Here is a 14,224-nt window from a genome sequence, read left to right as displayed (position 1 = left end):
ATGCACGCAGAACTCAAAAGCTAGAAAGGTAATCTATCACAAGTAGATCAATCACCTCTGTATCTAACCGAAAATGAAAAGCGTACAACTTCTAACAGCTATATTTCTGAATCAGTATTCATGACAGAATGTAAGTCTGTGAACACTTGTGTATATTCAGCGCATGCATTTACTTCATATACATCCTGAAGCTTGCGCATTTGCCGCATCATTTGTTCTAGCCTGCCATCTTCATTCACGAGCAACCATATTCGACTCGTTGAGCTATCCACTACCGGAAGACACAAAATAGCCTCTACGTTAAATGCACGGCGCGAAAAAAGCCCAGTAACATGCGCCATGACCCCCGCATGGTTATTTACCAAAATATCAAGAACAGTACGTGGATGACTAGCCATTTGTATCTCCTCCAATCATTACCCTGTTTGCTGCTCCCGGAGGAACCATTGGCAAAACTTTTTCCTCTCTGCTTACTGGCATATGAATAAGGCAAGGACCGTTTGTTGCTAGCGCCTGCGCCAAAATGTCTTCGTTACAATCTTCCGCAAGATCGCATACATGCCAGCCAAAACCACGCAGGATAGTCACATAATCAAGCGCTACAGGATATTCAGAGGAAAAAACATTCCCGTCAAAAAACAATTCCTGTTGCTGATGTACCAATCCAAGGCACTGATTGTTAAGCAGAACAACGGTAACATTAACATTGTGCTCTACTGCTGTGGCAAGCTCCTGCATATTCATCAAAATACTGCCGTCACCACTAAAACAAAGCACCTTTCTGTCAGGCTCCGCAAGAGCCGCACCAATTGCAACGGGTAAACCGAATCCCATAGTGCCTAAGCCACCGGAAGTAAGCCACTGGCTGCCCGCTGTGAAAGGGTAGCTTTGGGCAGTCCACATCTGATGCTTACCAACATCAGTGGTTACAATAGTAGAATCATCCGACAATTCACCCACAAGGCGTATAAATTTTTGCGGGGAATCAAAACCGCTGTCCTGTGGTGCATGTGGAGGAAAAGCCGTTTTAAGAGCTTTAATATATCCAACCCATTCTGTCCGCGGCTTGGCTTCCAGCTTCGGAAGTAACCTTGAGAATACATCCTGAATATCTCCAAGAATCCCAAGACTTACAGACCTAAGCTTATCCAACTCGCAATGGTCAATATCAATATGAATAACTTTGGCGTTAGGGCAAAATTCATTAACCTTACCTGTAGCACGGTCATCAAATCGTACACCCGCAGCAACAATCAAATCACAGCCTTCCATTGCCATATTGGTGTAGCGCTCTGCATGCATCCCAAGCATACCGATATTTAATGTATGATCGCGAGGAACAGCGCTAAGCCCCATCAGTGTCATTGTCACAGGCATGGAAGCAGTTTCCGCAATTTTTTTACAAATAGCGTCCGCTTTTGCTGCAACCACACCACCACCAACCCACAAAACAGGTCGGGCAGCGCTATTAATCATCTGTGCTGCTTTGGTAATTTCATCATCAGAAACAACAGGCGGGGCATCCGCAATGGCTGGCTCAGGAAACGCATCAAATGCGATCTCTTCCATCTGCACATCGCGCGGGATATCAATAAGAACTGGTCCCGGTCTACCAGAAGCTGCGATCCTGAATGCTTCGGGAATTACCGTAAGCAACTCTCCGGCAGAGCGTACAAGAAAGTTATGTTTTGTAACAGGAATAGACATACCGTACGTATCTACTTCCTGAAAAGCATCCGTACCGATAAGTGGAGTTGGAACCTGCCCTGTAATGCATACAAGCGGAACAGAATCCAGCTTGGCATCAGCTATGGCGGTTAAAAGATTGGTAGCACCGGGACCGGAAGTTGCCAGACACACCGCAGGCTTGCCTGTTGTCCGTGCCATTCCCTGCGCTATAAAGCCTGCTCCCTGCTCGTGGCGAGCAAGAATATGCGTAATTTTTTCACTACGTGATAATGCATCATACAACGGCAGATTAGTTCCACCCGGAATACCTGCAACAGTAGTAATACCCTGCCGTTCTAAAAGACGAACCGTACATTCAGCGCCGGTCATTTCTTGCATTGCTCTTCCTGCCCTGATCCAAGTGTTCATTACCGGCGGAGATTCTGGATCATAAAAAAATCCGCCGGGCCGAAGCGCTAGCGGAGTCATTCTTACTAAGTATGCAAAACCGTTACAACGCGACGACATTCCTCATGACGTTTCTGACGACATTGACGACGACAACGGAGACTAGCAACGTGTTGCCAGTAACGGTAAAATTAGTTGTCGAAGGTGCGTTGTACATAATGCTCTCTGCTTTTTACAAACTTGTTAATATATGTGTTAACCGCATGTACAGCTGCTGTCAACACATATAGATTTTATTCAGTTAATTGAACACATTGAGCAAACAAACAATTTCTGTCCGTTGTGATTTGAGCAAAAAAAAAGGTTCAGAATTACTTCTGAACCTTATATAATCATGGTAGCGGGGACAGGATTTGAACCTGCGGCCTTCGGGTTATGAGCCCGACGAGCTACCGAGCTGCTCCACCCCGCGTCATCGTGAAAAAACTTGTATGCCCTTCCTAACAGTCCGTCAATAAAAATTAAAATAAATCTTTTTTAACCAACCGAACACTCAGAGCACATACAAAGACTTGTTCATCTCCAAGCCTGAGACTATGTGGTAGCGGGGACAGGATTTGAACCTGCGGCCTTCGGGTTATGAGCCCGACGAGCTACCGAGCTGCTCCACCCCGCGTCATCATAGTTTGCATCTTCTAAATAGCTACTGTCTCGTCTACAGCAACTAAGTAATCATCAATGATGATCTACAAGAAGATCATAAGCCGTACAAGCTATTCCGTATGCATGTAAAAAAACACAGTCACCGTCTAACATGTACAAAATATAGTGGCAGGGGTGGAGAGATTCGAACTCCCAACATCCGGTTTTGGAGACCGGCGTTCTAGCCGTTGGAACTACACCCCTGAATCATCTTTTATGTGGTAGCGGGGACAGGATTTGAACCTGCGGCCTTCGGGTTATGAGCCCGACGAGCTACCGAGCTGCTCCACCCCGCGTCATCATAAACTGTTCTTCACAACAACTGCAAGTATTGCTGCATTGCGAAGTCACAAAAAAAAGATTCAGATAACTATTCTGAATCTGTATTCTTTATATCACCATTTACTCTCGTATCAATATAATGCAAAATACTAAACGAAAAGTTAATGGCAGGGGTGGAGAGATTCGAACTCCCAACATCCGGTTTTGGAGACCGGCGTTCTAGCCGTTGGAACTACACCCCTGAATCATTTTTATTGGTAGCGGGGACAGGATTTGAACCTGCGGCCTTCGGGTTATGAGCCCGACGAGCTACCGAGCTGCTCCACCCCGCGTCATCGTGAGAGAGCTTCTATGCCTATTCGCGGAGCCTGTCAACAGCACTTTGCAATTAATTTTAATTTTTACGCAATTAAACTCCAAAAAAGCACTCTGCCCCACGAAATATACTCTCTCCGTATTTACAAGCAGCACCAATGACCTTATACCATGCGCATGACAAATATTAATTCCTTATCTATAGTTGTACCAGTGTTCAACGAAGAAGATAATCTCCCGTTACTCTTCGATGAAATACATAAAGCGTTGGCTCCAACCGACAAAAAATGGCAAGTAATTTTTGTTGATGACGGCAGCACCGACAACAGCCTGCAAGTTGTCCGTTCTTTAAGCGAACAGCATCCAGAAGCAAAATATCTTGCTTTTGAAAACAACTGCGGTCAGTCCGCTGCATTTAAAGCTGGCTTTGATGCTGCTGACACCGATGTTGTTATCACTATTGATGCAGATTTACAGAATGACCCTGCGGACATTCCTAATCTTCTGCGCGAGTACGAACGTGGCTACACCATGGTCATAGGCTGGCGTCATAAGCGTCAGGACACTTTGCAGAAAAAAGTTGCATCCAAAATCGGCAACTCCATCCGTAACAAGCTGAGCCGCGAAACTGTTAAAGATACAGGCTGTTCACTTAAAGTTATGGATACCCAGATGGTTCAGCGAATCCCAATGCTCACAGGCATGCACCGTTTCCTTCCTACGCTTATGAAAATGCAGGGTGCAACCGTATCTGAAGTTCCTGTTAATCACAGACACCGTCAGCATGGTGAATCAAAATACGGAATCATCGACCGAGCAAAAGCAACCTTTCTCGACCTGTTAGCTATCCGCTGGATGCAGAGCCGACACTTCCGCTACTCAATTAAAGATCGTAACGTATAACATGCGTTCAAGCGCACTAATTGCATATGCGCTTCAACTATATTCATAGACCAACTGCTTGATGCTCGGCTTCGTCAATGCAGGGAAAATTATGGCTTCAAATCAAAAAAAAGTTTTTATCAACCTTGCAGTCATTGGACTGTTGGTTGCCGTTGTTCTTACACTACGCAAACTCGGCATCGCTGAGGTTCTTGAACCTGAGTGGGTGGACACATATATCCGAAATACAGGACTCCAAGGGGTGCTCCTTTTTGTCGGACTCGCCGCTATGCTCACGGGAATGGGAATTCCAAGACAGTTGTCTGCTTTTTGTGCTGGATATGCCTTTGGCGCCGTACAGGGCTTTCTAGCTGCCATCGTTGCCGTAACGCTCGGCTGTGTATGCTGCTTCTGGATAGCTCGCCTTCTGGGACAAGAAACTATCAACCGAAGATTCCCTCACCATCTGCAAGGCATTAATAGCTTTTTAGAAAACGCACCGTTCCAGACCGCAATTATCGTGCGTTTACTGCCTGTAGGCAGCAACCTTGCAACCAACGTAGTCGCCGGTGTAAGCAACATTCGCCCGCTGCCATTTGTTGCCGGTTCATCCTTGGGATACATGCCGCAAACCATTATATTCTCACTTTTGGGAAGCGGCGTAACGGTAGAACCAGTACTCCGCACAAGTGTCAGCGCAACGTTGTTTGTGCTTTCTTCTGCGCTGGGTCTTCGCTTATACAAAAAATATCGAGCACTTTCTTCACAGCTAGAGCAAGACGCTTGATGATTCAGAATGACTGCACCAAAGAGCAATTGAATATAGCCAAGCTGTGGATGATATGACCCCAGCTTCAACTAATCAGAGTGAAGCGAGGAAAAGAATTCCTTGAGTGCACTCCAACAGGCTACAGAAATTTGCTCTCACAAAAGTGTGTTTATAGTATCCGCAAAGAAAAAGGGTGGAACCAAACTATTGGCTCCACCCTTTTTCTTGTATTAAAATGCGCTCTAGTGCATTACGACGTTCTCTACCAGCAAGCCAGCATTACGCTTTAGCTGCTTAATGCGGTTATACGACTCTTCTATTCGCTCTAGAGTTACGTCACCGTTATGTACTGCCCATGTTACAGCTGTCACGATTTTGCAAACAACATCTGGGTCATATTCCATGTTGTTCCCGACAAGCAAAATATCACATCCCGCCTGCACAGCCTTTACTGCCGCTTCTTCGATTGAATATTCGTTCATAATGGCATCCATCTGCAAATCATCCGTAACGACCACACCATTATACTTCAACTGGGTACGTAAAAGCTCGGTAACAACTGCATACGAAAGCGATGTTGGGCAATCCGTATCTAGGCTACGGTTATAAAGATGCCCTACCATAATCACATGTGCAGGTTCTTTATCTAATAATTCTATAAACGGAACTAACTCTCGTGTTGACCATGTTTCCGTTACATCTGGTAATCCTTTATGGGAATCAGTCAACGCACTTCCATGCCCCGGAAAATGCTTATATCCCGCAATAACACCATGGCGAGCCATACCCTGAGCAAACGCATGCCCATACATGGCAACCTTTGCCGGATCATCACTAAAGCTTCTCTCCACTGCACCGATGACAGGAGATTCCGGATTAATATTAACGTCCAGCACTGGTGCAAAATTCAAGTTAATTCCAACTTGATGTAAAAAAGCTCCTGTCTGTTCACCTGCGGAAAAAGCTTCGCTTACAGGATTTTTCCCTAATTTCTGTGCAGAAGGAGTTCCCGCAAACCCGTGTACCGGTTTAAAGCGGCACACTTTTCCGCCCTCCTGATCTATAGCCACGAGTAACGGAGTTTCAGAGCAGTCCTGCAAAATCGTTACTAGATCATGCACTTGCTCTTTACTCACAATATTCCGCACCGCTTGTGGTCTCAGGGCGTCTTTTTCAAATAGAATCACACCACCGATTTTATGCTGTTTGATGTCACGCAGTAGCACATGCGCAGACGTCGCTCCTTCTCCCCGAAAACCAGCCATGACCATTTGCCCGACCATAGTTTTCAAAGAAACTTCCGGCGCAGCGGCTTCTTCAGCCTGTGCTGCAAAAGATTGTAGTACAAGCAACACAACCAACACACAGTACGCCAAAATTTTTTGCATACTATATTTCAACTCCCGGGGTTATCTGACATTTCACACGGATATTCTTCCCGACAGTACCATAGTCTCCAACCATATTGAATGACTGTTTTTCAGTTACTTGAATATCATCCACATCAACAGCCAGCCCTCGCTGTCTGAAATATTCAATCAAAGCCTCTTTTGCATCCAGCACAGCATCAGTCAACGTATACCGTGCAGAAACAGCGCGTTTTTCGCCCATGACAGGAATGAAAAGAGTCTGCGCTTCCGTATCAGCAAAAAGCTCCAACTCGAAAGTTGGTCTTGTCATCGCGGCACCAATAGCATTAGCAACAGCAAACTGCGGAACAGTATGTACTGGCAAAGCAAGCGCGTCTGTCAGTAACTGTTGGAACGACTCGGCAGGTCCTCCCATAATGCTTACCTGAGCGGGTGTTAGTTTATTTCCATGCAGCATTTCCCGAATAGTATACACAGGAGTGCTGTTCACTTCTGCGATAAAGTCATGCACTGCGCGTGATATTGTTTCAACTGCAAGGTTGATTACAGATTCGGCTAGTTCCAGCGGCTCCATGTCGCACTCAGCAGCAAATGTCTCTATCCCCTGACGACTGGCATCAACATCACCAAACGCGGCATGACCACAATAGATAAGCGCATCCATCAACGCGGGGGATTCACCACCAGCTGCAATGCACGCTCCCCTGCGCTTAGGCCCAACTCGCAACGCTCCTGCGGAATAGCGTAGCTCAGAATCGCCACCGATACCGATAGAACGAGTTTTTAACGCACGCACAAGAGTCGGAAAACTCCCTACGGCGATACCATCCTTTTCTACAAGCGGCGTGTCTGCGACTAACAACGCAATATCTGTAGTTGTGCCACCGATATCTAAAATAAGAATATCATCATGCGGGGCGTCAGTGTCGGCATCTACACGTTGCTGTGCCAGTACACCCATCACACTGGCAGCAGGCCCTGAAAGAATAGACTCAACAGGCAACTCGCGGGAGCGCTCGAGAGGCATAGTGCCACCGTCTGCTTTTAAAATATTCACAGGGGCTGTTATGCCTTTAGCGCGAACGCCTGCTTCAACCGCATCCGCAAAGTTATTGTACATTCGCCAGACCGCCGAGTTATAATACGCAGTTGCAATACGACGCGGAAAATCCAACTGACCGGAAAAGCGATGACCTAGAGAGATCACATCACTTTTTTCTGCCAATGCACTTGCAATGCTTTCCTCATGAGCCGGGTTACGTGTCGAAAACTTACCAACCGCAGCATATGCAGAAATGCCCGCCGCAACGCAAGTATCAAAAGCTTCAGCAACTTCACCTGCAACAACAGGGGCTATCTCTTCCCCTCGATGGTCAATCGAGCCTGACACAGGGAAGTAGTACTTACCTGTCTGAAAATTATATGGATCTATACCGGGCCCTGAAGAAACAATAACACCGACTTCGTCAGTGCGCCCTTCAACGATGGCATTTGTAGAAAGAGTCGTCGATAAGTTTAGCCGCGTAACATCTTCCGGTAAAACCGCGTCCAGCACTATTTCTAATGCACCCAATACAGACGATAACAAATCGTCGTGTTCTGTCGGCACTTTTCCGGAGGCAACCACGTTCCCACTTTCAACTGCCACAGCGTCAGTATGTGTCCCACCGACATCAATACCAATAAGCATGGTTTCCTCCTGCAATATGTAGTTAGGATGTACAATGTATGCAAAAAAAGCAGACAATGCCAAGTACCGTGCATTGCCTGCTCATATAATTCTACTACAAAAAATGGATTACAGCTCGTCGCCTTCCAGCATCAAAATAGCAAGCCGCACAGCTTCTCTAAAGCTATTGGTAAGCGCGATATCTTTTCCGACAATATCAAAGCCCGTGCCATGATCGACGGAAGTTCTCACAAACGGCAAGCCGAGTGTTACGTTCACTGCTTCTGAAAAATGAAGTAATTTAAGCGGAGCAAGCCCTTGATCGTGGTACATTGCCACAACAGCAGAATACACACCACGCGCTGCTTTATGGAACAGGGTATCAGCAGGGAAAGGTCCTTCTATGTTCATTCCCATTTCCTGAGCCTTTTTGACAGTGGGAATAACAATTTCCTGATCTTCCGTACCAATTTTACCAGATTCTCCTGCATGTGGATTCAACCCGCACACTGCAATTGGTCGCTCACCATGTCCAATTTGTTTCATGAACTCATCGGTTAACCGGAATGTACGCAGCAGTCGCTCTTCAGTAATCATATCCGGCACATCACGCAAAGGAGGATGTGTTGTAGCGAGGCTTACCCGTAGAATTTCACCACACAGGTGCATGCAGACTTCATCATCCTTAAGCCCTGCATAGCGAGCTAAAAATTCTGTATGCCCAGGAAAATCAAAGCCAGCTTCCTGCAACATTGCTTTATGTAACGGCAGTGTCACCATTCCTGTGGCAATACCATCGGTAATACACTGACAAGCAGCCTGTAATGATTCACCTGCAATAAAGCCGCCCTCTTTCGTTACTTCACCCACAGTTACGGGAATATCACGAATTGATGCAGGCTCATACAAATACACGCCATATGCCTTTGATGTAATATCCCGCGGAGACTCAATAGTTTCCCAAAACGGGTCCATCCCAAGTCGTTCGGCATGTACTAACAAAGAAGCAGCAGAGCCGATCATAATAATCGGACGTTTTGCAGCAATGAATATATCTTCACCAAACAGACGGCAGGCAAGCTCCGGCCCCAGTCCGTTTGCATCACCCAAGGTAATTAGAAGCGTTTTTTTTGGCATAACAAACTCGAATTAAGTATATAGTCAGTCTATGACAATGCCCTGTTGTGCAGGACAAGACTCTACAGAATAAGCCACTTTCAGAAATGCGGGATAAAATTAGGCGCTTTCTTTCTGCCTGTCCAGAAGCAACGTACTTTTCTAAACGAACGTATGCTTTTTTTGCTAAGTTGCCCTAAAGCAGAACACACTGTACATTATGGTCTACAATACAACATACGCCTTAACCAGACACCTGCAAGGAGCGTCCCTATGCCCGAAAAGCGCGCACGCTATAAAAATTTGAATATTTCTACAGTTATTCCTACATTGGGATGCCCTAAAATCCCTTCTCCGCTTGCTGCATGCAAATTTGAAACAGACGAACGCGGTGTCGATTTTTATCTGGACAACGAACTCCACGAAGAAATCACTGATGATCCTATTCCGCTTTGTTTTGAAAAGGCAGGACCGCGCCAGCATGTGTTCTTTGATACCCCAAAAACAAAATGCGCCATTGTTACATGTGGCGGACTTTGCCCCGGCATTAACGAAGTCATCCGCTCCATTGTTATGGCTGCATTCCACAACTACCATGTAAGCAGCGTGCTTGGCATTAAATACGGTCTGGAAGGCTTTATACCAGAATACGGACACGAGGTTGTGGAACTTACCCCACAAATGATTTCCCACATTCATTTGCTTGGCGGCACCATCCTCGGCTCCTCTCGTGGTCCTCAGTCTACAGAGCAAATTGTTGATGCACTGGAGCGCCTTAATATCAACTGCCTGTTCATGATCGGTGGAGACGGAACCATGAAGGCAGCAAACGACATTGTGGATGAAGTAACCAACCGCAAGCTCAAAATTTCCGTTATCGGCGTGCCTAAGACCATCGATAACGATATCGACTTTATTCCGCAGACCTTCGGCTTTGAAACTGCTGTGGATAAGGCAACCGAAGCTATCCAGTGTGCCCATACCGAAGCTCAGGGTTCCAAAAACGGTATCGGTCTGGTTAAGCTTATGGGGCGTGAATCCGGCTTTATTGCCGCCCATGCATCGTTATCATTAAAAGAAGTTAACTTTGTACTTATTCCAGAAAAAGAGTTTGCTCTGCATGGTGAAGGCGGCTTGCTCGATAACCTTGAGCAGCGTCTTAAAACACGTAAGCATGCCGTTATCGTGGTGGCAGAAGGCGCAGGGCAACATCTGATTTCTGACACAAATATGACCGACGCATCCGGTAACAAAGTACTTGGTGACATTATGGGTTTCCTGAAAAAGGAAATTCACACTTACATGTCTGAGCGAAATATTCCGTATACAATCAAGCTTATTGATCCAAGTTACATTATCCGTTCTGTCCCAGCCAATGCTAACGACAGAGTATACTGCGGATTCCTTGGTCAAAACGCGGTTCACGCTGCTATGGCAGGGAAAACTGCAATGGTTGTATCAAAACTTATGGACAGGTTCGTCCATCTTCCATTACGTCTCGTAACCCGCAAGCGTCGCAAGCTGAACACGCAGTCCGACTACTGGCGTGCTGTTATGGAATCCACAGGGCAATCCACCCTTATTGACTTCCAGCACAAAGCACTCATTCCAGAACCGGGTGATTTTGACGACGTTTAAAACGCTTGTGCATAACCAATAGCGTCAACCTTGAGGGATACCTGTCTCGCAAGGTTGGCGCTTTCCATGTGTTATAACCTGCATAGCATCTCTTGAGATTTACAATTAAACCTGTTCAGTACCTAAGAATGATTCTCTAGGTACAACAACAAAACTATCCACAGTATCCTTCTCTGCACCATAACCAATCTGGACTTTCCACCATGCTCCAACAGATAAAAGCTGCTGCCGGTTCCGGTAAAACGTACACCCTTACGCGCCAATTTTTAGAACTGCTGGCAGGAGCCGCGCAGGATGAACGGCAAGAAAAAAACACCGCATGCGCTATTGCCAATCCTGATGGCTCATTCAACTGGTATGAGATTCTCGCGGTTACGTTCACCAACAAAGCAGCAACAGAAATGCGGGAGCGCGTCATTCGGTCTTTGAAAGAATGTGCACTGCAAACAGACCCGACAAACCCTGCACAGGGATGGAATCCTCAGGATGCTCACCGTTGGGTTAATCGTCTGCTTCAGCGATACTCTTCATTAAACATTCGAACTATCGACAGCTTACTCAACATGCTGGTACGTCTTGGTGCGCTTGATCTTTCTTTACCACCTGATTTTGAGCCTATTTTTGACGATGCAGTACTCTTTGACCCACTTTACGACCAAATGCTTATTCGCGCATCGCAAGGTGGTAACGAAAGAAAATTAGTGAAAGAAGCCTGTGAGTCTTTGCTATTTCATACAGACATGAACGGTTTTGTTCCTAAAGATCGTTTACGTGAAAAAGTCCATACTCTTATACAATATCGTCTTGAGCACGGTGTATTGCCTGACGTAGATGGAGATGCATTACGTAGCTGGCTTGTTCTGCTCCATGAAGAGCTGACACACTGCGTCACCTCTGTTCGTAAATTTATTGCAGAAGAAGGTTTAAAACCTGCTGCAAACTTCACGAAATTTTTGGATAAATGCGAAGCTCTTTCTATCTTCTCTTCTAAACTTCCTTCTGCGACATACGCAAAAAAACCGTCCATTGACGACTGCGTATTAAAAGCATCCAAAGGAAAAGCTTCTGCCGAATTACATAAAGCATACGCCGATATGTGCGCAGCTTTCGGTATGCTCGAAGTACAAGGGGCTATTCTACGCAAAGCCCTTGAACTGGTGCCATTCATCAACATTGCAGAACCACTTGCAGCTGAAGTAGAAAACATTCAGCGGGAAAAAGGGGTTATTCCAGCTTCCCAATGGCCTATCTATGCCCAAAAAGTACTCAGTGGAGAGCATGCAGCCTCTGAAGCATTCTGCCGCATGGGGTCACGCCTTACACACCTGCTTATTGATGAATTTCAAGATACATCCAAAACTCAATGGAACGCCATCGAGCCTCTGGCTGTTGAATGCCTGTCAAAAGAAGGCTCGGTTGTCTATGTAGGGGACGTTAAGCAAGCAATTTACGGCTGGCGTGGCGGTGATTCTGACCTTTTTGACGGCATTTTGAACGAAGATGCTATTCAAGCTGTTGCAGACAACCCTGACCGCACAACGCTTGATAACAACTGGCGTAGCTCTGAAAACGTAGTGCTTTTCAACAACGACATTTTCTCGCGTCTCGAAGATGCAGATACCGCAAAACGCATCGCGAACGATCTGGTAGGTAAAGCTTCCCCTGCTGTTGTTGATGAGCTTGCTGATGAAATCGTTGCAGGATTTTCAGGTGCTGCACAAAACGTCCCGCCGCACAAGCAAGGTAGTGGCGGACTTGTCACCCTTTACGATATTGAAGCAGAAAACACTGAGGCGTTGTTTGAATCAGTCCACAAAGAACTTAAAACACTTTTTGTTGATGACCTAAAGCATCGCCGCAAATTGCGCGATATCGCTGTGCTGGTACGCACCAACACTGAAGCGAACAAGCTCGCGAACTGGCTTGTAGAATGGGGCTTCCCTATTATTACTGAAAACAGCTTGCGCCTCTCTGACCACCCTGTCATTCAGCAGATGGTTAACTTACTCATGTTCCTCGACTATCCACTGAATGATGTTGCATTCTGGTCTGTTATCAGCGGCACAGAACTCTTCGGTGACCTTGCCGGAATAGACAGAAAAGAGCTGGATGACTGGCTTGCACGCCCCCGCAAAGGAACATTATTTAACGCTTTTAAAGCAGAGTATCCAGAAGCGTGGGAACAGTGGATTGCACCATTCTACTCTCAAGCCGGACTGATGAGTGCCTACGACACAGTCCGAGAAGGATTCGAACACTTCGATGTATTCCGACGCTTCCCGCAGGATGAAATCTTTTTGCGAAGATTTTTAGAAATTGTGCACTCAGCGGAAACAAACGGACTACGTTCCCTTTCTGCGTTTCTTACCTTCTGGCAAGATGGCGGCGTAGAAGAAAAAGTACCGATGCCGGAAAACCTCGACGCTATCCGCATCCTCACCATGCACAAGTCAAAAGGGTTGGAATTCCCTGTTGTTGTCATTCCGTTTCATCATCAAATGCAGCAGCGCCCTTCAGGGCAAGAGGCATTTACATTCAACGGGCAGGATATTCTTGTCCCGCAATGTAAAGAGTTAGGTGACGACTACTATCGCGCTGTCGGCAAAGATGCACGCGAACAACTGCACTTGCTCTATGTTGCATGGACACGCCCTGTTGAGGAATTACATGCAGTCATTACGGCAACGCCAACCCACGAGCGAACCTCGCCGTTGCTCAAAAGCTTACGGGTTCTGCTAGCTGATTATCAGGACAAAATAGATGAAAAAGGACGCATCGTCATAGGCGAAGTACCCGAAAGTATGCTCGCGGAATCCACATCAGAAGAAGCAGCGCAGAACAAAATGCTTCCTGAACACGAAAAAGTTCTCGACTGGAAGCCGATGCACTGGCTCCCACGATTGAAAATTTTCCGTAACCCGCTTGAAGAAATTATTTTCGATGAACGCCGCCGAGGGATTCTTGTACACACCTGCCTTGAGCATCTGCATGTGTTAGATAACCCACGTGAAGACGTGCACAGAGCCATTCAGCACGGTATGCGTGAATATCCACTGCCGATGGAGAACAAAGCAGAAGTCGAAGAAGAGCTTGCCGACATGCTGCTGTGGCTCACCTCATTACCAGACTTCACAACATGGCAGCATTTCGGCAGACCGGAACAAGGCATTATGGACGAGCACGGAAACCAGCACAGAGCAGATTTACTTGTGCGGGAGCCGGATGCCATCACCATTGTTGAATACAAAACAGGCGGTCACGATCCTGCACATAAGCAGCAGGTACGCCGTTACCTCAATTTACTGAATGCTATGCCAGCCTATGACCATTGCACACTGCACGGCACTATTATCTATCTTGATTCACGCGAAACCGTAGACGTTACTCTTTCCACCGGAGCCTAAC

Annotated in this window: 9 protein-coding genes and 6 tRNA genes; 4 read left to right on the top strand and 11 right to left on the bottom strand. The window is 46.4% G+C overall.

The features are described 5' to 3' along the window. Positions 1-98: 98 nt before the first annotated feature. The 8 genes from ilvN to N4A56_RS09765 all read right to left on the bottom strand — a co-directional run bounded on the left by ilvN (position 99) and on the right by N4A56_RS09765 (position 3,392). Positions 99-398 (bottom strand): acetolactate synthase small subunit, encoded by a 300-nt coding sequence (ilvN, locus tag N4A56_RS09800; RefSeq protein WP_295546900.1) that lies wholly within the window; start codon positions 396-398, stop codon positions 99-101. After that, the gene (gene ilvB / locus N4A56_RS09795; RefSeq protein WP_295546897.1) at positions 391-2,067 is read right to left on the bottom strand and encodes an acetolactate synthase large subunit; all 1,677 of its coding nucleotides are present in this window, start codon (positions 2,065-2,067) and stop codon (positions 391-393) included. The genes ilvN and ilvB overlap by 8 nt, the downstream gene beginning before the upstream one ends. A gap of 404 nt (positions 2,068-2,471) precedes the next feature. After that, positions 2,472-2,548: transfer RNA gene (locus N4A56_RS09790), tRNA-Met, on the bottom strand. A 127-nt stretch (positions 2,549-2,675) separates the two neighbouring features. After that, a tRNA-Met gene (locus N4A56_RS09785) sits at positions 2,676-2,752 on the bottom strand. 153 nt (positions 2,753-2,905) lie between these two features. Further along, a tRNA-Trp gene (locus N4A56_RS09780) sits at positions 2,906-2,982 on the bottom strand. A 15-nt stretch (positions 2,983-2,997) separates the two neighbouring features. Next, positions 2,998-3,074 (bottom strand) — tRNA-Met (locus N4A56_RS09775). Between the two features lie 151 nt (positions 3,075-3,225). Continuing rightward, positions 3,226-3,302 (bottom strand) — tRNA-Trp (locus N4A56_RS09770). A 13-nt stretch (positions 3,303-3,315) separates the two neighbouring features. Further along, positions 3,316-3,392: transfer RNA gene (locus N4A56_RS09765), tRNA-Met, on the bottom strand. Positions 3,393-3,552: 160 nt separating this feature from the next. On the opposite strand from N4A56_RS09765, the gene N4A56_RS09760 reads away from it, so the two are divergent. Both N4A56_RS09760 and N4A56_RS09755 read left to right on the top strand, forming a co-directional pair. Further along, a complete protein-coding gene (locus tag N4A56_RS09760) occupies positions 3,553-4,278 on the top strand; it encodes a glycosyltransferase family 2 protein (protein WP_293668841.1) in 726 nt (241 codons plus the stop codon). A gap of 91 nt (positions 4,279-4,369) precedes the next feature. After that, the gene (locus N4A56_RS09755) at positions 4,370-5,044 is read left to right on the top strand and encodes a VTT domain-containing protein (RefSeq protein ID WP_295546894.1); all 675 of its coding nucleotides are present in this window, start codon (positions 4,370-4,372) and stop codon (positions 5,042-5,044) included. Positions 5,045-5,268: 224 nt separating this feature from the next. Here the strand turns inward: N4A56_RS09755 and N4A56_RS09750 are convergent, their stop codons facing one another. The 3 genes from N4A56_RS09750 to pdxA all read right to left on the bottom strand — a co-directional run bounded on the left by N4A56_RS09750 (position 5,269) and on the right by pdxA (position 9,202). Further along, on the bottom strand, positions 5,269-6,414 hold the full coding sequence (locus tag N4A56_RS09750) for a glycoside hydrolase family 3 N-terminal domain-containing protein (protein WP_295546891.1): 1,146 nt from the start codon (positions 6,412-6,414) through the stop codon (positions 5,269-5,271). 1 nt (position 6,415) lies between these two features. After that, complete coding sequence (locus tag N4A56_RS09745; RefSeq protein ID WP_295546888.1) at positions 6,416-8,086, bottom strand: hydantoinase/oxoprolinase family protein; 1,671 nt, start codon at positions 8,084-8,086, stop codon at positions 6,416-6,418. Between the two features lie 108 nt (positions 8,087-8,194). Next, entirely contained in the window at positions 8,195-9,202 is a 1,008-nt protein-coding gene (gene pdxA / locus N4A56_RS09740) for a 4-hydroxythreonine-4-phosphate dehydrogenase PdxA (RefSeq protein WP_293668836.1), read from the bottom strand. 252 nt (positions 9,203-9,454) lie between these two features. Here pdxA and N4A56_RS09735 point away from each other — a divergent pair, with 252 nt between their 5' ends. After that, complete coding sequence (locus tag N4A56_RS09735; RefSeq protein WP_293668835.1) at positions 9,455-10,819, top strand: ATP-dependent 6-phosphofructokinase; 1,365 nt, start codon at positions 9,455-9,457, stop codon at positions 10,817-10,819. Between the two features lie 203 nt (positions 10,820-11,022). Then, positions 11,023-14,223: a UvrD-helicase domain-containing protein gene (locus tag N4A56_RS09730; RefSeq protein ID WP_295546885.1), complete on the top strand. Its 3,201-nt coding sequence runs from the start codon at positions 11,023-11,025 to the stop codon at positions 14,221-14,223. Position 14,224: the final 1 nt, after the last annotated feature.

This window comes from Halodesulfovibrio sp. (assembly GCF_025210605.1).
In the GTDB taxonomy this organism is placed as follows: domain Bacteria; phylum Desulfobacterota; class Desulfovibrionia; order Desulfovibrionales; family Desulfovibrionaceae; genus Halodesulfovibrio.
This window is presented reverse-complemented; position numbering and strand designations above follow the sequence as displayed.

Excerpts from the sequence above, each read along its gene's own strand:
- ilvN (WP_295546900.1), bottom strand. The coding sequence starts at position 398 with ATGGCTAGTCATCCACGTACTGTTCTTGATATTTTGGTAAATAACCAT.
- ilvB (WP_295546897.1), bottom strand. The coding sequence starts at position 2,067 with ATGCAAGAAATGACCGGCGCTGAATGTACGGTTCGTCTTTTAGAACGG.
- N4A56_RS09760 (WP_293668841.1), top strand. The coding sequence starts at position 3,553 with ATGACAAATATTAATTCCTTATCTATAGTTGTACCAGTGTTCAACGAA.
- N4A56_RS09755 (WP_295546894.1), top strand. The coding sequence starts at position 4,370 with ATGGCTTCAAATCAAAAAAAAGTTTTTATCAACCTTGCAGTCATTGGA.
- N4A56_RS09750 (WP_295546891.1), bottom strand. The coding sequence starts at position 6,414 with ATGCAAAAAATTTTGGCGTACTGTGTGTTGGTTGTGTTGCTTGTACTA.
- N4A56_RS09745 (WP_295546888.1), bottom strand. The coding sequence starts at position 8,086 with ATGCTTATTGGTATTGATGTCGGTGGGACACATACTGACGCTGTGGCA.
- pdxA (WP_293668836.1), bottom strand. The coding sequence starts at position 9,202 with ATGCCAAAAAAAACGCTTCTAATTACCTTGGGTGATGCAAACGGACTG.
- N4A56_RS09735 (WP_293668835.1), top strand. The coding sequence starts at position 9,455 with ATGCCCGAAAAGCGCGCACGCTATAAAAATTTGAATATTTCTACAGTT.
- N4A56_RS09730 (WP_295546885.1), top strand. The coding sequence starts at position 11,023 with ATGCTCCAACAGATAAAAGCTGCTGCCGGTTCCGGTAAAACGTACACC.